At 41.4% G+C, this 23,282-nt stretch carries 19 protein-coding genes; 9 read left to right on the top strand and 10 right to left on the bottom strand.

Going from position 1 to position 23,282, the window contains the following annotated elements; genetic code table 11:
* Positions 1–12: 12 nt before the first annotated feature.
* The 4 genes from FTV31_RS09205 to FTV31_RS09190 are packed head-to-tail and all read left to right on the top strand — an operon-like array spanning position 13 to position 4,845.
* The gene (locus tag FTV31_RS09205; RefSeq protein WP_180011558.1) at positions 13–1,269 is read left to right on the top strand and encodes a nucleotide sugar dehydrogenase; all 1,257 of its coding nucleotides are present in this window, start codon (positions 13–15) and stop codon (positions 1,267–1,269) included.
* Positions 1,269–2,924 carry a glucose-6-phosphate isomerase gene (pgi, locus tag FTV31_RS09200; protein ID WP_180014416.1) on the top strand — a complete coding sequence of 552 codons (1,656 nt, stop codon included), beginning with the start codon at positions 1,269–1,271 and terminating at the stop codon, positions 2,922–2,924. Before FTV31_RS09205 ends, pgi begins: the two co-directional genes overlap by 1 nt.
* Positions 2,925–2,946: 22 nt before the next feature.
* The gene (galE, locus tag FTV31_RS09195) at positions 2,947–3,963 is read left to right on the top strand and encodes a UDP-glucose 4-epimerase GalE (RefSeq protein ID WP_180014414.1); all 1,017 of its coding nucleotides are present in this window, start codon (positions 2,947–2,949) and stop codon (positions 3,961–3,963) included.
* Between the two features lie 6 nt (positions 3,964–3,969).
* Complete coding sequence (locus FTV31_RS09190; protein ID WP_180014412.1) at positions 3,970–4,845, top strand: beta-1,6-N-acetylglucosaminyltransferase; 876 nt, start codon at positions 3,970–3,972, stop codon at positions 4,843–4,845.
* Positions 4,846–4,924: 79 nt separating this feature from the next.
* Here the strand turns inward: FTV31_RS09190 and FTV31_RS09185 are convergent, their stop codons facing one another.
* On the bottom strand, positions 4,925–6,295 hold the full coding sequence (locus FTV31_RS09185) for a phosphomannomutase CpsG (protein ID WP_180014410.1): 1,371 nt from the start codon (positions 6,293–6,295) through the stop codon (positions 4,925–4,927).
* A gap of 143 nt (positions 6,296–6,438) precedes the next feature.
* Here FTV31_RS09185 and FTV31_RS09180 point away from each other — a divergent pair, with 143 nt between their 5' ends.
* Complete coding sequence (locus FTV31_RS09180) at positions 6,439–7,503, top strand: acyltransferase (RefSeq protein ID WP_180014408.1); 1,065 nt, start codon at positions 6,439–6,441, stop codon at positions 7,501–7,503.
* A gap of 56 nt (positions 7,504–7,559) precedes the next feature.
* On the opposite strand, the gene glmS is transcribed toward FTV31_RS09180, so the two are convergent.
* The 9 genes from glmS to FTV31_RS09135 form a co-directional block, all read right to left on the bottom strand.
* Positions 7,560–9,398, bottom strand: coding sequence for a glutamine--fructose-6-phosphate transaminase (isomerizing) (gene glmS / locus FTV31_RS09175; protein WP_180014406.1), 1,839 nt, complete (start codon positions 9,396–9,398; stop codon positions 7,560–7,562).
* 12 nt (positions 9,399–9,410) lie between these two features.
* Entirely contained in the window at positions 9,411–10,775 is a 1,365-nt protein-coding gene (gene glmU / locus FTV31_RS09170; protein ID WP_180014404.1) for a bifunctional UDP-N-acetylglucosamine diphosphorylase/glucosamine-1-phosphate N-acetyltransferase GlmU, read from the bottom strand.
* A 20-nt stretch (positions 10,776–10,795) separates the two neighbouring features.
* Positions 10,796–11,272: a phosphatidylglycerophosphatase A gene (locus tag FTV31_RS09165; RefSeq protein ID WP_180014450.1), complete on the bottom strand. Its 477-nt coding sequence runs from the start codon at positions 11,270–11,272 to the stop codon at positions 10,796–10,798.
* Between the two features lie 22 nt (positions 11,273–11,294).
* Positions 11,295–12,212 (bottom strand): thiamine-phosphate kinase, encoded by a 918-nt coding sequence (gene thiL / locus FTV31_RS09160; RefSeq protein WP_180014403.1) that lies wholly within the window; start codon positions 12,210–12,212, stop codon positions 11,295–11,297.
* 17 nt (positions 12,213–12,229) lie between these two features.
* Positions 12,230–12,679 (bottom strand): transcription antitermination factor NusB, encoded by a 450-nt coding sequence (nusB, locus tag FTV31_RS09155; protein WP_005233270.1) that lies wholly within the window; start codon positions 12,677–12,679, stop codon positions 12,230–12,232.
* 4 nt (positions 12,680–12,683) lie between these two features.
* Complete coding sequence (gene ribE / locus FTV31_RS09150) at positions 12,684–13,154, bottom strand: 6,7-dimethyl-8-ribityllumazine synthase (protein WP_004280926.1); 471 nt, start codon at positions 13,152–13,154, stop codon at positions 12,684–12,686.
* 11 nt (positions 13,155–13,165) lie between these two features.
* On the bottom strand, positions 13,166–14,287 hold the full coding sequence (ribBA, locus tag FTV31_RS09145; protein WP_180014401.1) for a bifunctional 3,4-dihydroxy-2-butanone-4-phosphate synthase/GTP cyclohydrolase II: 1,122 nt from the start codon (positions 14,285–14,287) through the stop codon (positions 13,166–13,168).
* 412 nt (positions 14,288–14,699) lie between these two features.
* Positions 14,700–16,211 (bottom strand): aldehyde dehydrogenase family protein, encoded by a 1,512-nt coding sequence (locus tag FTV31_RS09140; RefSeq protein ID WP_180014399.1) that lies wholly within the window; start codon positions 16,209–16,211, stop codon positions 14,700–14,702.
* A 336-nt stretch (positions 16,212–16,547) separates the two neighbouring features.
* Positions 16,548–17,516, bottom strand: a complete 969-nt coding sequence (locus tag FTV31_RS09135) for an alpha/beta hydrolase (RefSeq protein ID WP_180014397.1) — start codon at positions 17,514–17,516, stop codon at positions 16,548–16,550.
* A gap of 519 nt (positions 17,517–18,035) precedes the next feature.
* Between FTV31_RS09135 and FTV31_RS09130 the strand changes: the two genes are divergently transcribed.
* From FTV31_RS09130 to FTV31_RS09115, 4 genes are all read left to right on the top strand, one after another.
* Positions 18,036–18,626, top strand: a complete 591-nt coding sequence (locus FTV31_RS09130; RefSeq protein ID WP_180014395.1) for a TIGR00730 family Rossman fold protein — start codon at positions 18,036–18,038, stop codon at positions 18,624–18,626.
* Positions 18,623–19,024: an NUDIX domain-containing protein gene (locus FTV31_RS09125; protein ID WP_180014393.1), complete on the top strand. Its 402-nt coding sequence runs from the start codon at positions 18,623–18,625 to the stop codon at positions 19,022–19,024. The genes FTV31_RS09130 and FTV31_RS09125 overlap by 4 nt, the downstream gene beginning before the upstream one ends.
* 1,185 nt (positions 19,025–20,209) lie before the next feature.
* A protein-coding gene (locus FTV31_RS09120) for an IS3 family transposase (protein WP_373686983.1) occupies positions 20,210–21,365 on the top strand; the annotation gives its coding sequence in 2 pieces (ribosomal slippage) (positions 20,210–20,452 and positions 20,454–21,365; 1,155 coding nt in all).
* A gap of 243 nt (positions 21,366–21,608) precedes the next feature.
* Positions 21,609–23,282 carry a phosphoethanolamine transferase gene (locus tag FTV31_RS09115; RefSeq protein WP_180014391.1) on the top strand — a complete coding sequence of 558 codons (1,674 nt, stop codon included), beginning with the start codon at positions 21,609–21,611 and terminating at the stop codon, positions 23,280–23,282.

The following is a 23,282-nucleotide window of genomic DNA, read 5'->3' as shown; positions in this document are numbered from 1 at the left end:
AAAAGGGATACTATGAAAGTCGCAGTATTAGGAAAAACCTTATTCTCAGGTGTTATTTCAGCCCTTTTAGCTGAATGTGGCCATCAGGTCGTATGGTGTAATAGCTTTAATACTGATGAGCCTGCCCGGACATATTTCCAAGATGAATCTTTACAGTTATTGCTACAAAAACAGCAGGAATTAGGATTCTTAAACTGTTGTGATTTTCAGCATCTGACTTTTAATCAGGATGTTTTTTTCTTCAGTTTTAATGCTACCGAAGAGCAGCTAGCATTTCAGATGTTAAATACCATTCATCATGCCTGCTTTGCGCACCCTAAACTGATGATTAATGCCTCTACCTTTGGTTTACACGGTACAGCGCGATTCCAGCAGCTTTTGCCGAATGATGACTGGGTCTATCTTCCAGATATTATTCAAGAAGGAAATGCTATTCGCAGTTTCGTTCAAGCGACTCAACTGATTGTGGGTTGCGATCAACCAGATGTACAGCTCAAGGTTAGAGAGCTGTTACGTCCCTTATTCCCTCGTGCCCAGCAATATCTGTTTATGCCTATACTGGATGCAGAATTTACCAAGCTGAGTATTTCCGGCATGTTGGCTACCCGGATCAGTTATATGAATGATCTGGCAAGCGTAGCTGAAAAACTGGGGATTGATATTGAACAGGTCCGTCAGGGTATGGCAGCCGATAATCGTATTGGTTCAGCTTATCTATTTCCAGGTGTGGGTTTTGGTGGGGAAAACTTTTCTCATGATATCCGGACGCTGACTCACGCCGTAGCGGATTCAGGGGTGAAAAACCAGTTACTGGAACAGGTTTGGGATATTAATGAGCAACAGAAAGAGTTGTTATTCCGTAAGCTATGGAATTATTTCCGTGGAGACCTACATGGGAAAACAGTCGCCATCTGGGGAGCTGCATTTAAAGAAAATACGCCAAGTATCCAGCAATCTCCGGTACATGCCATGTTGGCAGCATTGTGGGCGCAAGGTGCAACAGTGAAACTGCATGATCCACAGGCTTTGACCAATATTGAACAGATTTATGGTCAACGTAGCGATTTAATTTTATGTGAAGACCAGTATCAGGCGGTAGAAGATGCAGATGCATTGTGTTTAATCACGGCCTGGAAACAGTATGGTAGCCCAGATTATGCTTATCTCAGCAAGTTGATGCAGCATCCTTTGATTCTGGATGGACGTAATCTCTATGACCCTGCTTATATCAAGTCACGCGGTTTTAATTATATTGGGGTGGGACGTTGATGTTAGACCAGCTTAAATCAGACCAGAATACCAATAATGCTTATAAAAAGCTGAATTCTGTAAAAGAACAATTGAAATCGATCCATTTACGCCAACTATTTGCAGCAGATCCTGAACGGTTTAACCAATACTCGGTGCAATTTGAGCAGGTAGTTTTTGACTATAGCAAACATAGAGTCAATCATGATGCTGTGCAGCATCTGATTGAATGGGCAGAGACACAAAATCTAAGATCTTGGATCGGATCTTTATTTTCCACTCAGACGATTAACTATACTGAACAACGTGCAGCCATGCACTGGGCCTTACGTTTGCCGAAAGAGGACCAGCAGCATGAAGATCTGGCAGCTGAAGTTCATGCTCAATTAGACCGTATGTATGCTTTGGTCGAACAGATTCATGCCGGACAACGCCGTGGCGCTACGGGTGAAGTCATTCAGGATGTAGTGAATATCGGGGTAGGGGGATCTGACTTAGGACCGTTAATGGTTAGTCATGCGCTCTCGGATTTTAAATATCAATCTGCCAAACCCCTGAATGTGCATTTTGTTTCCACGATGGATGGTAGCCAGCTATCTGAATTGCTGCATCAGTTACGTCCAGAAACCACGCTTTTCATTATTTCTTCCAAGTCATTTGGAACGATTGATACCTTATCCAATGCTCAAACAGTGCGTTTATGGCTGGAAAAATCTTTAGGTCAACATCCTTCTATCGTGAAGCATCATTTTATTGGGGTATCCACTAAACCTGAAAAAATGACAGCTTGGGGTATTGCACCTGAAAATCAGCTGTTGTTATGGGATTGGGTCGGGGGGCGTTATTCTCTCTGGTCGTGTATTGGTTTGCCGATTGCACTCAGTATTGGAGTAGACGGTTTTAAACAACTGCTGGCTGGTGCTTATGCCGTCGATCAGCATTTCCAGTACAAGCCTCTGGAACAGAATATTCCAGTATTAATGGGCTTACTGGGTGCCTGGAATACAAATTTTCTGGATATTCAGACCCATGCCATCTTGCCTTATGATGGACGTCTGAAATATTTCGCGTCTTATTTGCAGCAACTGGAAATGGAATCCAATGGTAAATCCATCCAGCGCAATGGTGAAAAAGTACAGCTCGACACTTGTCCGATTATTTGGGGCGAAGTTGGACCAAATGCTCAACATGCCTTTTATCAGCTGTTACATCAAGGCACCCAAGCAGTCAGCTGTGATTTTATTGCTCCTGTTAAACGTTATAACAGTCAACAATATACTTATGTTGATAATGCTGATGCTTTGATTGAACAGCATCATCTGGCTTTATCTAACTGTTTGGCACAATCACGTTTACTGGCATTTGGTAATGATGCCTTGGATCAAACTGAATTGCAGGGTTTACCAGCTTATAAACAATATGAGGGCAACCAGCCAAGCAGCACTATTTTATTACAGGAATTAAATCCTTATAGTCTGGGAATGCTGATTGCGTTATATGAGCATAAAGTTTTTGTGCAGTCGGTACTGTGGAATATTAATCCATTTGACCAATGGGGCGTAGAAAAAGGCAAAGAAATTGCCAACCAGCTGTTGCCTATACTGAATGGCGAACAAACCGATATTAGTAGTCTGGATGGTTCAACCCAAGGTTTAATTAAAATCCTAACAGCTTGATTAAAATTATAATAGGAAAGACATGGCTAAAATTTTAGTGACGGGTGGAGCAGGTTATATTGGTTCACATACCTGCTTGGAACTATTAAATACGGGGCATGACGTCGTAGTATTGGACAATTTATCCAATAGCTCGGTTGAGTCTTTAAATCGTGTTCAGCAGTTGACCCAAAAAAGCCTGAAGTTTGTAGAAGGTGATATTCGGGATAGTCAGATCCTAGATCGAATATTCCAGGAAAATACCATTGATGCGGTGATTCACTTTGCTGGCCTAAAAGCAGTTGGTGAGAGCCAGCAAATCCCCCTTAAATATTTTGAAAATAATATTTCCGGTTCAATTAGCCTGATACAGGCCATGGAGCGTGCTGGGGTCTTCTGTCTGGTGTTCAGTTCTTCAGCCACTGTCTATGGGGAGTTCAATCCTTCACCTTATCAGGAAGATATGCCCTTAGGCATGCCCACCAATAACTATGGCTACACCAAAATGGTGGTTGAACAGTTATTGGAGAAGACCGCTCAAGCCAATCCACAGTGGTCGATTGCCTTACTGCGCTATTTTAATCCGGTAGGTGCACATAAAAGTGGCCAGATCGGAGAAGATCCACAAGGTATCCCGAATAACCTGATGCCATTTGTTACACAGGTGGGGGTAGGGCGACGTGAAAAGTTGTCGATTTTTGGTCATGATTATCCGACTGAAGATGGGACATGTGAGCGGGATTTCATTCATGTTGTCGATCTGGCCAAAGCGCATGTTTTGGCGATTCAGAATCGTTTGCAACAAACGGGTTGCCGTGCCTGGAATATCGGTACAGGAAAGCCTATTTCAGTACTGGCAATCAAGAATACCTTTGAGCAAGTAAATGGAATAAATATTGCATTTGAATATGCACCAAGGCGAGCTGGTGATCTGGCCAGCTTCTATGCAGATAGCCGCCGTGCGACAGAGGAACTTGGATGGACGGCAGCTTATACTCTCGAGGATATGCTAGCTGATAGTTGGAACTGGCAAAAGCAGAATCCCCATGGATATGGATAATAAAATATGAATTTTATTTATGGGATTATGTGTCATCAATTGACTAATCCACTTGTTTATCTTGTAAATGAGCTGATTAAAAGTCCTAATAGTAAAATTTTAATTCATGTAGATAAAAAATCAGATCTTGATCATATAAAAAAATCGTTACCAAGCAGCTCACAAATAGAATTTTTGAAAGAAAGAGTGGATGTGTATTGGGGTGGCTATACTCAAATTGAGGCCACTCTAAAACTTTTAAATTATGCCAATCAATTTGAATATAATTATTTTTCTTTATTGTCCGGTGATGATATTCCCTTAACATCTATTGAAAGTATAGAAAAATATCTTTTAAGCAGTGATCAGGAATATATCGGTTATGAACTTCAAGCAGATCCAAGAAATCGGATTAAATATTTATATCCAGATTTCTTTTTTATTAAAGAAAAGTCAGTTTTAGAAAAAATCAAATGTAAGCTAATTATTTTTTTACATAAACTTGGTTTATATACTCAAAATATAGAAAGTTTGCCGAAACTATATAAAGGATCTTTATGGTTTATATTAAGCCATCAGGCGGTTCAATATATTTTGGATTTTATAAAAAATAATAAAGACTATGATTTGGCCTTTAGAAAATCACTGTGTGCCGATGAAGTATATTTTCACACCATTATTCAGAATTCATATTTACAGGAAAGAATTTACCATCCAGAAGATGAGGAACAAGTATCTGAAGGGGGATTAAGATATATCGACTGGATGTTAGGACCAGATTATCCCAAAATTCTAGATGAGTCTGATTTTGATAAGATGAAGCAATCAGGCATGTTATTTGCCAGAAAAGTGAAGGCAAATATCGATATAAATCTGCTCAAACAATATTTTCAATATTCATAATAAAAAGCCCCATTCAAAATGGACAGTTCGTCTAATCTGAAGGGGGGGACTTTTCTAAAGTTTTTTCTAATAGTTAAAATTATCCCTGAATTAACTGGGTGAGCTCATCTACATAAGATTGCATTGGACGAGGGTTCTGGTCACGACGGCTTTCAATATTTAAGCGTAGTAAAGGTTCAGTATTGGAAGCACGAACGTTAAAGCGCCACGCCCCAAAGTTCAGGCTAACACCATCTGTCTGATCGATTTCTGGTTGCTGGTCGGCATAATGATCAAAGATTTTTTGGATCGTCGCCTGAGTATCTGCGACTTTAAAGTTGATTTCACCCGAACATGGGAATTTGGCAATCATCTCTTCAACTAGGGAAGATAGTGATTTTCCAGTTTCAGATAAAACTGCGATAGCAAGCAACCATGGAATCATGCCACTATCACAATAAGCAAAATCACGGAAATAGTGATGAGCACTCATTTCACCACCATAGGCTGCGTTGTGCTCACGCATGACATCCTTAATAAAAGCATGTCCTGATTTCGACTGAATAGCTGTTCCTTGATATTGTTCGACAACATCAAAAGTATTCCAGACCAGACGTGGATCATGTACGATTTTTTCGCCAGCTTGTTTTAGCAAGAAAGCCTGTGCCAGTAAACCGACAATATAATAGCCTTCAATAAATTGACCTTTTTCGTCAAACAGGAAGCAACGGTCAAAATCGCCGTCCCACGCAATGCCCATGTCAGCTGAATGTTTAATCACAGCATCACGTGTACTGGCACGATTTTCAATCAGAATCGGGTTAGGAATACCATTCGGGAAATTACCATCCGCCTCATGATGAATCTTAATAAATTCGACTGGAATATTGAGTTCTTTAAATTTAATCTCAATCGCATCAATCACATGACCCGCTGCACCATTACCTGCATTCACCACCAGCTTCATTGGTCGGATTTTTGCTGGATCAATATAACTCATCAGGTGATCAACAAATTCAGGCAGGATATTATATTTTTTTGTCGTACCCTTACTTGTAACTTCAGCGAATTCATTATTTTCAGCCAGTGCCTGAATGTCTTTAAGGCCGGTATCTGCGCTAATCGGACGAGCATTTTCACGGACCAGTTTCATTCCGTTATAATCCATCGGGTTATGACTGGCAGTAATTTCAATGCCACCCTGAACATCCAGATGAAATGCACCAAAGTAAACTTCTTCAGTGCCGGTCATGCCCAAATCGAGGACATTGACACCTGCATCATTTAAACCACGAATGGTCGCCTGTTTTAAGTCTTCACTGCTAAGGCGTACATCACAGCCAACTACAACGTTTTTTGGTTGATAAATCTGTCCATAGGCACGACCAATGCGGTAGGCGATATCTTCATTTAATTCGGTACCTAACTTGCCGCGAATATCATAAGCTTTGAAACAAGAAAGTTTTTTCATAATTTATTATTTAAGAGTACAATTGAAAAATATATTCTAACCCAAATAAAGATTTTTACCATTCAGCTGGTTACATAATATTAAAATAATGTTTCATTTGAAAAATAAAGTATTGTATTAGAAAAATTATAAGGACGAAAAATATGTCTAATAATAAATTATATTCAATTAATATATTGAGATTTATTGCTGCAAGTTTTGTCTTGCTCAGTCATATAGAAAATAAAGTTCATCAGTATAATATCCTGTCTTTAGAATGGTATCGATTTAGAGGGCCAGGTGTTGATATTTTCTTCGTAATGTCCGGGTTTATTATCTGTTTAACGACAGCTAAAAAAAATATAACCCCTATAAAATTTTTAAAAGGTCGGATGCAAAGAATATTGCCTCTGTATTGGTTCTTTACCACTGTGGCTCTTTGTATTTTTTTATATAACCCTGACCTCATTAATATGAGTGGTGGATATACCAATATTATAGCTTCTTATTTATTAATTCCAGGGGAGTATAAGTTCCTTGTTCAAAATGGCTGGACCCTAAGTTATGATGTTTATTTCTATATCATTTTTGCTTTATCTCTCTATTTCTTTAGAAATAAAATAAATTATATTGCATTAATAGCGGTATTAACCTTTTTGCCCGCTGTAGGAATATTGGTATTAAATTTAGATAAGGTGTTCTTTTTTAATGTGATTCTTTTGGAGTATGCCTTGGGTATATGTGCATATCTCATTTATATAGAATGCAATTTAAACTTTATTCTGAATATTATTCTGATTCTATTGGGAACTGCATTTATTTTTTTTCAGAATATATTTAATGTGTTTGAAACTGTTTTCGGTCGTGCTTTGGACAGGGGAGTACCAGCCTTTTTATGTGTGGTTGGTGTGATTGGTCTGGAAAGCTTTTTTAAAAACCACTATCATAAATTTGTAAATATTTTAGATAGATTAGGGAACACGTCTTATTCTATTTATCTAAGTCACCCATTCATACTGGTTATAGGAACAAAATTATATATAAGCTATTACTTTTTTCAAAATCTTAATTTTGCTTTATTTTTATATGTGATCTGTATTTTCATTGGATACTATGTAAATAAATTTATTGAAGTACCTTTAAATAGGACAGTTAAGAATTCATTTAACTCAAATTCTATATGGATATTAAAGATTAAAATATTTATTCAGAATTTAAGAAATATATAGTTAACCTGTTATATGAGAGTAATCAATATCCTCATATAACAGGCTAATTTTATGAATTATTCAACTGTTACTGATTTTGCCAGATTACGTGGCTGGTCAACATCAGTACCACGCAGGACTGCCACATGGTAAGACAGTAGCTGTACTGGAATACAATAAACAATTGGCGCTAAAACAGCGTTTACTTCAGGAATATACACGACATGCTGGCGTTCTTTGGCTTTAATACCGCTATTTTCATCAGCAAAAACAAAGAGCTCACCGCCACGTGCCTGAACTTCTTCCATATTGGATTTCAGTTTATCAAGCATGTCATCTTGCGGCGCCAGAATCACTACTGGCATATCATTATCGACTAAAGCCAATGGGCCGTGCTTCAGCTCACCCGCCGCATAACCTTCTGCATGAATATAAGAAATTTCTTTCAACTTCAGTGCACCTTCCAGTGCGATCGGGAAGTGTGTACCACGACCTAGGAACAGACAGTGCTGTTTCTCTACAAAGAGTTCAGAGAGACGCAGAATTTCATCATCATGACTTAAAGTATCTAGAAGTACCTTAGGCATATGCCATAGTCCAGTGGTGATCTCAGTCATCTGTTCAGCTGAAATAGCATTTTTCACTGTACCGATTTTCAGTACCAGTAACATCAAAGCTGCGAGCTGGGTGGTAAAGGCTTTGGTTGAAGCCACACCAATCTCAGGACCCGCTAAAGTCAGCAGGCTGTAATCTGTTTCACGTACCATTGAAGAAGTTGCAACATTACAAATCGTCATCGTTGTAATATTTACACCTTTTGATGTAGCACGTTTTTGGGTATCACGCAGAGCAGCTAAGGTATCGGCTGTTTCACCTGACTGAGAAATACACACATAGAGTGTGTTATTAACAATCACTGGCGTACGGTAACGGAATTCACTGGCAATCTCGACCTGACAAGGCAGATCAATCAGCTGTTCAAACCAGTATTTAGCAATCATGCCAGCATGGTAACTGGTACCACAGGCAATAATTTGGATTTGCTGGATTTTTGAAAAATCCTGTTCAGCATTCACCAGAAAGTCTTCACGCAGGGTATTGCCATTCAAGGCTTGTGAAATGGTTTGTTTTAGCGCTTCAGGCTGCTCATAGATTTCTTTGAGCATATAGTGCTTATATTCACCCTTAGATGCATTGCTAACAGTAGCATCCAGTTCTTTTACTGGGCGATCTACCAGTTGACCATCCACAAATACTTCAATGGTAGTACGGGTCAGACGTGCAATATCACCTTCTTCCAGATAGATGAAGCGATTCGTGATCGGTAATAAAGCCAACTGGTCAGAACTGATAAAGTTCTCGCCAATACCTACACCGATGACCAGTGGTGAACCTTCACGAACAGTAATCAATTCATCAGGATGATCTGTATGTACGATCCCCAGCGCATACGCACCTTTCAGCTGTGGTACGACCTGACGAACAGCTTCAAGCAGACTAGGAGTAGATTTCAGTGCATCGTTGACCAGATGGGCAACCACTTCAGTGTCAGTTTGTGAAGTGAATACATAGCCTAAAGCTTCAAGATCATCTTTCAGCTCCTGGTAGTTTTCAATGATACCGTTATGAACTACAGCAACATTACCCGAAATATGGGGATGAGCATTGTTTTCAGTCGGTTTACCATGAGTTGCCCAGCGTGTATGCGCAATGCCTAATGAACCATTAATCTGTGATTCATTCACAGCTTGTTCAAGATTCGCGACTTTACCCACACGGCGCTCACGTAGCACCTGGCAATTATTGATTAAGGCCAGACCCGCAGAGTCATAACCACGGTATTCAAGACGTTTTAGGCCTTCAATTAAGATATTGCTGATATTACGTTCCGCGATGCCACCGACGATACCACACATATTAACTTCCTCTTATTTCTTGATTTTTTGCGGACGCTGATAGTTTTCTTTGGCAAATTGCTTGGAACGTTCTACCGCTAAACTGTTCTCTGCCACATCACGGGTAATCGTTGAACCCGCTCCCACTGTCGCACCATTACCGATCTGGACCGGTGCAACCAGAGAGCTGTTAGAACCAATAAAAGCATGATCCCCAATGATGGTCTTAAATTTATTGGCACCATCATAGTTGCAGGTAATCGTCCCTGCACCAATATTGGAACCGCTACCGACTTCAGCATCACCTAAGTAAGTGAAATGATTCGCCTTAGAACCTAGACCAATACTTGAGTTTTTGACTTCAACAAAGTTGCCAATATGGACTTCAGCTGCCAGTTTTGCCCCTGGGCGCAAGCGTGCAAATGGACCAATCTGTGCTTCTTTACCCACAATTGCATGATCAAAGATGCTATATGGCTGAACTTTAGTACCCGCTGCAATCTTGGTATTTTTAATCACGCAACCTGCACCAATTTCAACATTATCACCGAGTTCGCAATCACCTTCGATAATGACATTGATATCGATACGCACATCTTTACCAACAGTGAGTTGGCCTCGTAAGTCAAAACGGCTTGGGTCAATCAGATGTACACCTTGCTGCATCAACTGTTTAGCCTGATAAGCCTGGAACTGACGCTCTAAAGCAGCCAGTTGCACACGGTCATTGACGCCTTCCACTTCAAAAGCCAGCTCAGGTTCTACAGATGCAACACTCATACCATCTGCTAGTGCCATTGCTACGATATCTGTCAGGTAATATTCACCTTGTGCGTTGTCATTGCTTAAACGTGGAAGCCATTCATGTAACTTGGCATTGCTGACCGCATAAATACCGGTATTAATTTCTTTAATTTGGCGCTGTTCTTCAGAAGCATCTTTATGTTCAACAATGGCTTGAATCTGACCATCTTTACGTACAATACGACCATAACCACTGGCATCTGCAAGCGTTAATGTTACTAGGCCAATGCCTTGCTCTTGAGTAGCATCGAGCAGATTCTGAAGCGTCTGCTGGCTAATACAAGGGACATCACCCGACAGGATTAGTGAAATACCATCTTTAGGCAAAACAGGTAGTGTCATTTGTACGGCATGACCGGTACCAAGCTGTTCGGCCTGTTCTACCCACTGGATATCCTGGTCTGAAAATGCGGACTGAACCTGCTCACCGCCATGACCATAAATGGTAATAATATTGTCTGCATTGAGTTTTTTTGCTGTGTCGACCACATGGCCGAGTAAAGGTCGTCCTGCAAGCGGTTGTAATACTTTCGGTAAGTTGGAACGCATACGGGTTCCTTTACCTGCAGCAAGAATAATCACAGTCGTAGACATGTTCTAATCCTAGATATGGCTCAAGCCATCGTGAAGTAAAAATAAATCCAAATACAAAGTGCTGCCCAGAGGCCAGCGATAATGTCATCCAGCATGATGCCAAAACCACCCCCAACCTGACGGTCAATGACCCGAATCGGCCAGGGTTTCCAGACATCAAATAATCGGAACAGGGCAAAGCCAATGAGTAGCCATAACCAGTTCATCTGAGCTAAATAGATCAGTGGCAAAAAGGTAATGGATTGTCCTGCAAATTCATCCCAGACAATGCGTCCATCATCATGTACACCCATAACCTTGGCAGTTTGGCCACAGATATATATGCCAATCAGGGACATAATGACAATGGCAAAAAGACTATTTACAAAACCTAAGTAGAGCCAGATGGGTACAAATAAAAGTGCAAAAGCTGAACCAAAAGTTCCGGGCGCTTTAGGTGCCAGACCAGAACCAAATCCTACCCCACTAAAGACAATGAGCCGGTTGGTCCATGACATGCTTTTAAAATTGATCGCAGGTTTATGCAAAATGTTGATATCCGTTAAATTGAAGTGAATGATCTACGCCATCTTTTTCAAAAGTTAAACCGTGTTGCTGCTGAATGGAGCCAATTATACTAATCGAAACATCCAGCTGTTTTTGCAATAATTTTTCATAATTTTGCGGGCTTATTGTAAAGCATAACTCGTAGTCATCACCACCCGCGAGGGCATATTGCCAACGCTGTTCATCATTTAATGCCTGCAGGGTAGGGCTGATCGGCAATTTTTCAAGCGCTAAAATCGCTCCAACCTGAGAAGCTTTGAGAATATGTCCCAGATCCTGTGCGAGGCCATCCGAGACATCAATCATACTATTGGCTAGGCCTTTTAAGGCAGTACCCAACTGACAGCGTGGGGTTGGATAATCCAAACGTTTCTGTAATGGGTGACCGAGATGATTTAAGGCGAAAGCTGCATCACCCACTGTACCGGATACACAAATCAGATCATCAGGCTTGGCACCTGAACGTGGCACAGCTTGTCCTGTATCTACCCAACCAAGGGCAGTCACAGATAAGGTCAAATGAGGGCTTTGGGTGGTATCACCACCAATTAAGCTCACACCAAATTGATCGCAGCAATCATAGAGACCCTGACTAAAGGCTTTTAGCCAGTTATGATCAATTTGGGGTAGGCTCAAGGCAAGTAAAATACTATGCGGGGTCGCGCCCATCGCAGCAATATCAGAAAGATTAACAGCGACAGATTTCCAGCCAATCGCATGAGGATCGGTGTCTAAAGGAAAATGACGTCCAGCAACGAGGGTGTCGGCACAGATGACCAGTTGTTGCTGTGGAGGAGGGGTGAGCAAGGCTGAGTCATCGCCAACGCCTAAATCGACAGAATTTTTATTCTGACGATTAAAATAGGTATCGATAATCGAAAACTCAGCCATACAACAATTCGACTAGACTAGTTGGCTTGCTGTTTTTCTGCTGCACGTAAAGTTGTCGCTAAACGGTCCAATACACCATTGATGTATTTATGGCTGTCTGCACCGCCAAAGTGTTTAGCTAACTCAATTGCTTCATCCAGAACCACGCGGTATGGAATCTCAAGGTGTTCTTTGAGTTCATAAGCGCCTAGGCGAAGTGTAGCGAGTTCTACACCATCAAGTGCAGAAAGTTCGCGATCCAGCACAGGGATAAGCAAAGCATCCAATGCTTCATGATTGGCAACCACTTGAGTCAACAATTCATGATAATAGCTGAGATCCACTTTGTGCATGGCATTGTCTACACGAGTACGTGCTTCAATCTCATGCACCGGATTGTGGCTCATCTGCCATTCATAAATTCCTTGTACAGCAAAGCGACGTGCTTTACGTTTTGCTGCATAAGTTGCTTGAAGTGTTTGCGACATAGCGTTAAATAGCCTTTAACAAGTTAACCATTTCAATAGCAGTCAAGGCAGCTTCACTACCTTTATTACCTGCTTTTGTACCCGAGCGTTCAATCGCCTGTTCGATACTATCCGTAGTCAATACACCATTAATCACTGGTAAGCCAGTGTCCAGGCCAACCACGCCCAAACCTTTGGCACATTCACCAGCTACAAAATCGAAGTGAGGCGTGCTGCCACGAATCACAGCGCCCAGCGCGATGATGGCATCGAAACGATCTGAAGCTGCCAGTTTTTTCGCAACCACAGGAAGTTCCCAAGCACCAGGTGCATGAACAACAGTGATATTATCCTCTGATACGCCATGGCGTTTCAATGTATCAATGGCACCTTCTAACAGATGTTCAACAACAAAGCTATTAAAACGACCAACTAAAATCGCATAACGGTCTTCGTTCGCGAGATGCAACATACCTTCAATACGGCGAACTGCCATAGGAACCTCGATTATTTCTCTGATGTTTGTTGTGCGGTGATGTATTCCACCACTTCTAAGTTAAAGCCGGACAGGGCATTGAAACGTAATGGAGAGCTAAGCAGCTTCATTTTTTCCACGCCGAGGTCACGTAAAATTTGTGCGCCGACACCAATGGTCTGATACTGCTGAGACAGGGCAGCATTGGATTTTACATTTTTTGGTGTTGTCAGTGCATCTAGGGCAGGGCCTAAGTCTTGTAAATGGCGTTGGCCAATCCAGACCAGGACACCGCGTTCACTCTTGGAAATTTCTTTTAGTGCACGGTCCAGGTTCCAAGCTGGTTCGCCATCCTGCTTGTTCAGTTTGAGCAGGTCACGGGTCGGATTAAAGCCATGCACACGAACAGTCGTCACGCCATCTTTAGGCTGGCCTTTCACCAGTGCCAAATGAATGTCCGGGTTGCCGATTTCACGATAACGATAGAGATCAAACACACCGTATTCAGTATCTATAGTTTGCTGGTCAATACGCTCAACCGTTTGCTCATTGGTCATACGGTAATGGATCAGATCAGCAATGGTACCAATTTTCAGACCATGCTTTTCCGCAAAGATTTCTAGATCTGGACGACGTGCCATGGTGCCGTCTTCTTTAATGATCTCGCAGATCACAGACGCAGGTTCCAGACCCGCTAAACGCGCCAGATCACAGCCAGCTTCAGTATGACCGGCGCGGTGCAATACACCACCTGGCTGTGCCATCAATGGAAAGATATGACCAGGTTGTACGATGTCACTTGGTTTAGCATGTGCAGCCACCGCAGTTTGAATGGTGTGCGCACGTTCAGCTGCAGAAATACCGGTAGTAATTCCGTTGGCTGCTTCAATTGAAAGGGTGAAGTTGGTTCCGTGCTGAGCGCCGTTGGCATCCACCATCAACGGTAGATTTAACTGCTGGCAACGTTCTTTGCTTAAAGTCAGGCAAACCAGGCCACGTGCATGGGTGATCATAAAGTTGATGTCTTCAGGACGCACGTGGGTCGCAGCAATCACCAGATCGCCTTCATTCTCACGGTCTTCGTCATCCATCAGGATAACCATTTTTCCTGCACGGATATCTGCTACAAGCTCTTCAACTGTATTGAGCGGCATCAACCTTCACCTTCTTTTTTGATCTATACCAGACCGAATCATGACATTATTACTGCATAGTCTAACGCTTTTTAAGCAATTTTGCCTATGCTTATTGCTTTCCCTCAGGGGTTCATTGTTATACACAGTCTTGCGTAGCATGAAAAGTCGACTTTAAATGAATGCACAGGCTTTATGCTGGATTTTTAAACGATCGGAAAGCATAAAAAATGACAAACTTATTTAAAATCAACATAACTAAAAATAATCCCTTATTTTTTATGCAGTTTTATTTATTCGTTTAATATAGTCCTTAAAAATACGTATACCTCCTCATTCTTCCCTTTATAAATTTTTTACCAATCAGTTTAAAATTCTGTTTGAAATAATGAATGAATCAGGCGGACCGAAGTCCACCCGAATTCAGATAAGTTTAGAAGAAGCCTGCTGGTTTGGTTGAATAACTCACTAACAGGTTTTTGGTCTGTTGATAATGATCCAGCATCATGCGATGGTTTTCACGACCAATCCCGGATTTTTTATAGCCACCAAAGGCTGCATGAGCCGGGTAGATATGATAGCAGTTGGTCCAGACCCGACCGGCCTGAATCGCACGACCAGCGCGGTAAGAGGTATGTGCTGAACGTGACCAGACACCAGCACCGAGTCCATAAATCGTATCATTGGCAATTTTGATGGCTTCATCAAAGTCTTTAAAAGTCGTCACTGCCAATACCGGTCCAAAAATTTCTTCCTGAAAGGTGCGCATGTCATTGGAACCTTTAAAAATCGTTGGCTCGATATAAAAACCTTTTCCCACTTCCTGACGCTCGTTGCCGCCTAATAAGATTTCCGCACCTTCTTCTCGGCCAGTAGCAATACAGCCGAGAATCTTATCTTGCTGCTCCTGAGAAGCCTGCGCCCCGATCATGGTCTCCGTATCCAAGGGATGACCAGTCTTGATCTTTTTCACTCGCTCTACTGCTAGTTCCAAGAATTGGTCGGCAATACTTTCCTGAACCAGCGCACGTGAAGGACAGGTACAGATTTCACCCTGATTCAAGGCAAACATGGCGAAGCCTTCCAAGGTTTTTTCCAGGAAGTCATCTTCCTGATCCATAATGTCTGCAAAGAATAGGTTTGGTGACTTCCCACCAAGTTCCAGAGTCACTGGAATAATATTTTCGGTCGCATATTGCATGATCAGCTGACCTACTGCGGTAGAACCGGTAAAGGCAATCTTGGCAATGCGTGGATTAATCGCCAGTGGACGGCCGACTTCAACGCCGTAGCCATTCACGATGTTTAATACGCCTTCAGGCAACAGATCCTGAATCAGTTCGACCAGCACTAAAATACTCACCGGTGTCTGTTCAGCGGGTTTCAGCACGATACAGTTGCCCGCAGCTAGAGCAGGGGCCAGTTTCCATGCCGCCATCAGAATCGGGAAGTTCCACGGGATAATCTGCCCAACCACACCTAAAGGTTCATGAAAATGGTAGGCAATCGTGTCTTCATCAATTTCCGAGATGCCGCCTTCCTGGGCGCGAATGCAGCCGGCAAAATAACGAAAATGGTCAATGGCTAAAGGAATATCCGCTGCCAAAGTTTCACGGATCGGCTTGCCATTATCCCAAGTCTCTGCAACTGCCAGCAGTTCAAGATTTTTCTCAAGTCGGTCAGCAATTTTTAATAAAATATTGGAACGGGTAGTAGGGGAGCTGTTATTCCATTGTTGTTTGGCGGCATGAGCCGCATCCAGCGCCAGTTCAATATCTTCCACTGATGAGCGCGGAACTTTGGTAAAGGCTTTTCCATCTACGGGGGAGACATTATCAAAATATTCACCTTTGACTGGTGGGACCCATTTGCCGCCAATGAAGTTTTCGTATTGGGATTTAAATTGCACTTTTGAACCGTCAGTATTGGGATCTGCATAACGCATAATTCTATTCCTTGATATGATTATTATTGATGAATGCCGAACCACTTCTGCCCTGCAAAAGCCCTCAGATTCAACATCTCAGCTCTACTATAGAGAGGGAAAAAAATCGCAGGATAAATACTTACAAGCTTGCTACAAAAGGCAACATTTGGATAAAAATTGAATTTATTATTTTTATAAAATTCAATATCTTATTTTTATAATAAAGTGGTTGTAATATGTAAAAAGCATTACTGATCAGCTTGATATTTTTATTTCATATCCAGGAAAAATAGGTAAATAAAATCATTGGAAAATAAGACAGGCAGAGCTTGCTACCTATCTTATTCATCTGGCTTATAGGGCTTTATTTTCCAGCCATTGAAATAGCTGCTGATAGACCTGCTCACGAACCGGTTTTTCTGAAAGAACCAGATCATGTAACCCATTTTGAATCGAACAAAGTTGCACATCGCCCTGGATTTTCTGCGCATGTTCAATCATGTCACGTACCTGAAGAATCACATCACTGGTTTGAGCATTACGGTTAAAACGTAGGGGATAAGTGGTTTTGTGGGCATGCATCAGCAAAGTCGGAATATTTAAACGTACACCCTGATGAATTTCTTTTTGTGCTTCGTGAATGGCATGTACAAAACTCAGACGCACCCAGTGATAGCTAGGTTTTTTCCATTCCAGATCAAAATGCCATTCCCCCTGATAGCTAATATGCAGACTAGGCACATAATGACGATTTAAGCGGCTAGGAAATAGCATTTCCGGAAAACGTTTTCCCAGACGGCTCAATTTAGGCACCAGAAACTTTTTCTCAAAAGGCGTCATATTAAAGTCATAAAAAGGACTATTGAGCCATAAGCCTTTAATTAAGGGATGATCCGGATGATGTGCTGCATACAAAGTAGTAATTAATCCGCCGGTAGAATGGCCACTGAGTAAAACCGTGTCATGGCCTTCCTGTCCAATAATTTCAAGAGCCTGGCTGATTTCTGCATCATATTCTGAAAGATGATAGACATTATAAAGTTTCTGATGGGACAGATAGGATCGGCCGTATTTACGTAAATCCAGTGCATAAAAATCAAAACCTTGCTGATTAAAACGCTCTGCCATTTCAGTCTGGAAAAAATAATCAATAAAGCCGTGAATATAAAGGACAGCTTTAGAGGTGGGCTGGTCTGCCTTTTTGCGGACTAAAGTGGCAACTACTGTACCTTCAGTATCTGGCGGGAATTCTAAAGTGGCCTGTTCATAACCTTCACCTAGAATGTCAGGTTGATATTCAAGGCTGGAAAGTGGATGGGACATATTGTTCTACTCATGATTATTTTTATTCACTTATCCTTGTGGATTGGCTTGCATTTGTCAAATCCTGCTGTCTGACCCATTCGAGATCAGTAGCACCATGCAGAGAATAGCCAAATATAAAATTTCAGGTCATTGGCAGCCTGATTGACTAAATAAAAATTAATAAAAAACCCCTGCATCCTGCCGGGGTTTTTCGTATTGGTTAGCTCGGTATAACTCCTGTCGTACCTTACAATCCTTGTGCTTATCTATTGTCATTGTTATATGGAACTTCCTGTTCCTGATGTAAGTATCATAGGAAAATTCCACTATCCGGGATAGCCGCAAAGAACCGGAATTGATGTAAGTCAATGCGTACAATTCTGACTAAAAATTATCCATATTTTTCTGTAGAAGTGAGATTTATTCTGAATCATGAAGTTCGATAAACTAGCCGCTTATGGCTATTTTGCTTGTTTTTAAGACAATTATTTTATTTCAATACCGTTAGAATACGCTGATTGATGAGGGGGTAAAAAAATGAAATCTATTGCAGTCTTTTGTGGTTCAGCTATGGGGAATAGCGAAAATTTTAAAGAGCAGGCCCAAGCTTTGGGTGAGTCCATTGCGAAACGGGGAATCACACTGGTTTATGGGGGCGGTCGAGCTGGTCTGATGGGCGTTGTGGCTGATAGTGCCTTAAATGTTGGTGGAACAGTCATTGGAGTGATTCCACAAAATCTGGTCGATGCAGAATTGGCTCATCCGCTGTTAACAGAGCTGCATGTAGTGAAAAATATGCATGAACGTAAAACAAAAATGTCTGATCTGGCAGATGCGTTTATTGCCTTGCCGGGTGGAGTGGGGACTTTAGAAGAAATTTTTGAGCAGTTGACCTGGGGGCAGTTGGGCCTTCATCAGAAACCTTGTGCATTTTTAAATATCCACGGATTTTATGATGAATTGCTAAATTTCCTGATGAAAACGACTGAGGCTGGATTTACCCAGTCACGTTTTACCGATGCCTTGATTTCCTCAAGTTCAATTGAGGAAGTATTGGATGCTTTGGAGCATTATCATGCGCCTGAACCGAAATGGAATAAAAGCGTAAAGGCAGTAGAATCGGTATGAGTAATAAAGTGATTACGATTGCTGCGGCTATCATTCTTAATGAACAGAATCAGATTTTGTTGGTTCGTAAAAAAGATACTGATTTTTTCATGCATGTAGGCGGAAAGCTGGAACCCAATGAATTGCCTGAAGCAGCACTCTCCAGAGAAGTTTTGGAAGAAACAGGCTGTGAGATTGAAATACTGTCTTATATTGGTAAATATGAAACCGTGGCTGCGAACGAATTGAATCATTCCCTCGTCAGTTATTTGTATCAGGTTAAATTAAAAAGTCAGCCTCAGGTTCAGGCTGAACTTGCGGAAATGCAATGGGTTGATCTTAATCATCCAGACCTGCCTTTAGCCCCTTTAACTCGGGATATTTCAATTCCGTGGTGTAAGCAGCTATTAGGAATCTAATGAGATCTCAAAAAAATTTAATCTATAGATATGAAATTTAACCAGATTGTCATATTAGAGCGTTAATATTGATTTTTACAAAAGCCCATTTCCCCTCAAATGGGCTTTTTTTATGATTTTTTATCATTAACTACTTTGATGAATTAGAAGTCTCAACCTGTATGAAGTGTAATCCTTTCAGTAGGACTTCCCTAAAAAAGATAAATCGAACCAGAGTTCTAGAGATTCAAGATTTAAAGAAAATTTTTTTAATTTGAGAAAGAAGCAGGATTAGTCAGAATATTTAGTCATTGAGAACGACAATAAAAAAAGCCCCAATCTTTCGATCAGGGCTTTTTGAATCTGGAGCGGGAAACGAGACTCGAACTCGCGACCCCAACCTTGGCAAGGTCACCGAGATTTATTCCATTAAATGACCTTAATTATAAGTATATGATTTAATTACTGGTATATAGTTTTTGGTGGAGTAAAATTTTGATCAATTTAGATCATTTAATGTGGTTTTGGTCGCTTCATTTTAGGCATTTTAGTTTATAAAAGTCACCTATGTTTTGATGCTGATTTTCGTGAGAAATAATAACAATATATAGTTTAATATAATGATTATTAATTATTTATAAATCGACTACAACATGTAGTAGCGAAGATGCTCAAAATGCACTTACTACGTAACATCAGTTAAACAAAAGTCTCACACAAACCCAATACGGTTCACTTGGGCCTATGCAGTCTGAAATAGGTTTATAAACTTAATCTGATCTTAAGAACTTAATCTTAGCTTTGTAGAGAAAATCTCTTGAAGGGTGAAACGAGTGGATCAGCGAGTAGATGTACTAAATTTTAAAAAACTATTATATCTAATGAGCGTCTTGATCTTGATTAGCCTTGGGCTATGGTGGGGAAGTAAGCTGCTCTCGAATAAAAATATAGAGGCTAAAGTAGAGAGACAGGTTTCAGTGGCTGAGCGGAGTCCTGAAGTCTCAGAGCAACAAATCTGAATTTCTTCAAAACAAATTGAGCAAGTTGGGATCAAATTACACACATTAGGTGCTTCTTCTACTGACATACAAAAACAAATTATTTTACAAGGGCAAGTACAGTGGTCACCAGAAAGCAAAGTTTGAATAGCCACCGATTTTGTAGACACCTTTTAGTTAGATAAAATGGCTAATTAACGAGGTGCTTATGAGCAGTAAACGATACCCTGAAGAATTCAAAATTGAAGCAGTAAAACAAGTCACTGAGAAAGGTCATAGTGTGGCTGAAGTTGCTACACGTTTAGGAACCACTACACATAGTCTGTATGCTTGGATCAAACGTTATGATCCACAGCAGCCCAAGACAACAGAATCTAGTGATCCAACTACAGAATTAGCGAAATTAAAAAAAGAGCTGCAAAGGGTCACTGAAGAAAGGGACATATTAAAGTGAAAGCACTGCTTTCACGCCGCTTCGCAAGCCAGTCCAAATGAGGTACGCCTTTATTCGGGACAACCAACATATATGGTCTGTTCGTCGTTTATGTTCAACGTTAGATGTTCATCACAGTGGTTATTACGCCTGGTTAAAGAAACCTACCAGTATAACTGCGAGGAAGCGGCAACAGCTTTCAGGATTAATTAAACAGTTCTGGTTGGAATCTGGCGGAGTCTACGGTTATCGCAAGATTCATTGTGATTTGAAAGACGTTGGCGAAAGTTGCGGTATCAATCGAGTACATCGACTCATGAAGGCGAATGGTCTCAAGTCACAGCGTGGCTATCGCAAACCTAGAGCTAATGTTAGTACTCCATCGATTGTGGCTCGAAATACTTTAGACAGACAGTTTAACCCCACCCAGCCCAACCAGTTGTGGGTGACTGACATCACTTATATTTGCACTCATGAAGGATGGCTGTATCTTGCAGTAGTAATCGACCTATTCTCACGGCTAGTCGTTGGTTGGTCTATGAAGTCGAGAATCACAACAGATCTGGTTTTAGATGCTCTACTGATGGCTTTGTGGCGAAGAAGCCCAAAGAACAAAGTCCTGATTCATTCTGATCAAGGTAGCCAATACACCAGTCATGAATGGCAGACATTTCTCAAGCATCACAACCTTGAAAGCAGTATGAGCCGGCGTGGAAACTGCCATGATAATGCTGTTGCTGAGAGCTTCTTTCAGCTGTTAAAGCGAGAGAGGATCAAGAAGAAAATCTATGTGACAAGAACTGAAGCAAGGTCGGATATCTTTGAATATATAGAGATGTTCTATAACTCAAAACGCAGACATGGTTCCAATGGTCAGCGTTCTCCATTAGATTATGAAAAGGCCCATCAAGAGATGGTTATGTGTGTCTAGAATTTTGGTGGCTATTCAGGGCATGGTTCAAGCATGACTTGAGTAATACTCGGGCTGTGCTCATGATTTGCTTGAGCATTACTTGCGGATTTTCCCCAACGTGCTTGGGCTGCATTTTTAGTTTTATCAGATTTGATTTGAAATCAAAATATGTATAAGTTTTTGTAGTTCTCAGATTATTTTAAGTCATTTTTAAGATTCAAATTTTAGGCTAAAGCATATTAAAGTCTTTGAACTAAAAAAATGCTTAAGCTGCCTTCTTTTCCCGGTCTACGCCAGATCAAACCCATCAGCCTTGCACGCTTCAACCTTTTACTCGCCATTTGGCTGGGACTGGTCTTAAACTTTGCTTTCTATCAGAAAATCCATCAATTGACGCCTTATACCAACCTCAAGGCAGGCGCATTATTGGCGGCTACAGTCCTGGTAGTTATCGGCTTGTACAATCTGGTCTTGCAGTGGCTGAACTGGAAATGGAATGCCAAGATACTGGCCAGTGTACTGATCATTCTGGGTGGTTTTAGTGCTTATTTTGTCAATAGTCTGGGGGTTGTTATTACGCCGGACCAGATCCAGAATATGCTGCAGACCGATGCTCGGGAAGTCCGTGATCTCTGGTCAATACGGCTGGTGATCTGGACGCTGGTCTTTGTGATTTTTCCTTTGTGTATCGTCTGGATGCTGAACATTCAGCCTGCATCTTTCGGGCGTCAATTGTTGCATAAAAGCCTTAGCAGTCTGCTTTCGGCCGTATTGATTCTAGGACTGTTATTCTGTTTTTATGTCGATTATGCAGCCATCTTCCGCGAGCACCGCGATCTGAAGGGCATGATTTCCCCGCAAAATAGCATTGCATCCACCGTATCCTACTATAAAAAGAAAGCACCTAAAGCCAATTTGCCTTTGATTCCTTATGGTGAAGATGCCCATCTGCTGCAGCAGGCTCAAATACAGAAACAACCCAAATTGATGGTGCTGGTGGTTGGGGAGACTGCACGTGCCGAGAGTTTTGCTTTAAATGGTTATGCACGCAATACCAATCCTGAACTGAGCAAGTTACCGATAATTAATTTTAATCAAGTCAGTTCTTGCGGAACTGCCACAGCTGTTTCAGTACCGTGTATGTTTTCAGGGATGACACGTCAAAACTATAATGAACAGTTGGCTAGCCACCGAGAAGGTTTGCTGGATATTGCTCAGCGGGCCGGTTATCAGGTGACCTGGATTGATAATAATTCGGGCTGTAAAGGTGCCTGTGACCGCGTACAAAAATACCAGATTCCAGCCCAACTGAAACAGAGATGGTGTGATGCTGGTGGTGAATGTTTTGATGAAATCCTGGTGGATAGCCTGAAAGATTATCTGGCGCATCTGGATAAAAATAACTCGAAACCGCAGTTAATTGTACTGCATCAGATGGGCAGTCATGGCCCCGCATATTTCAAGCGCTCCAAAGCACCATATCAGCCATTTCAACCGACCTGTAATACCAATGCCATTCAGGGCTGTAGTACAGAAGAATTAAAGAATAGCTATGATAATTCGATTGTATATACAGACCATGTTCTTGCCGAGATCATTAAAACTTTAAAGCAACAGACTCAATATCAAACCGGTTTCTGGTATCTGTCTGATCATGGAGAATCTACCGGAGAGCATGGTTTATATCTGCATGGTGCACCTTATAGTATGGCACCGACCCAGCAAACCCATGTTCCGATGCTGATGTGGTTTTCACAGGACTGGACGCAGCAGAATGCCCAGCAGGTGAGCTGTCTCAAAGCACAGACCAAACAGGCGCGCAGTCAGGATCATCTTTTCCCAAGCTTATTAAGTCTGCTGGATGTAAAAACGCAAGTGGCTGAAGTTAAAAATGATATGCTTGCACAATGCTCATCATTAAAGAACAGAGCTTGA

The organism is Acinetobacter sp. YH16031 (assembly GCF_013417335.1).
Lineage (GTDB): Bacteria > Pseudomonadota > Gammaproteobacteria > Pseudomonadales > Moraxellaceae > Acinetobacter.
The sequence above is the reverse complement of the archived record's forward strand: the minus strand, read 5'-3'. Positions and strand labels throughout refer to the sequence as shown.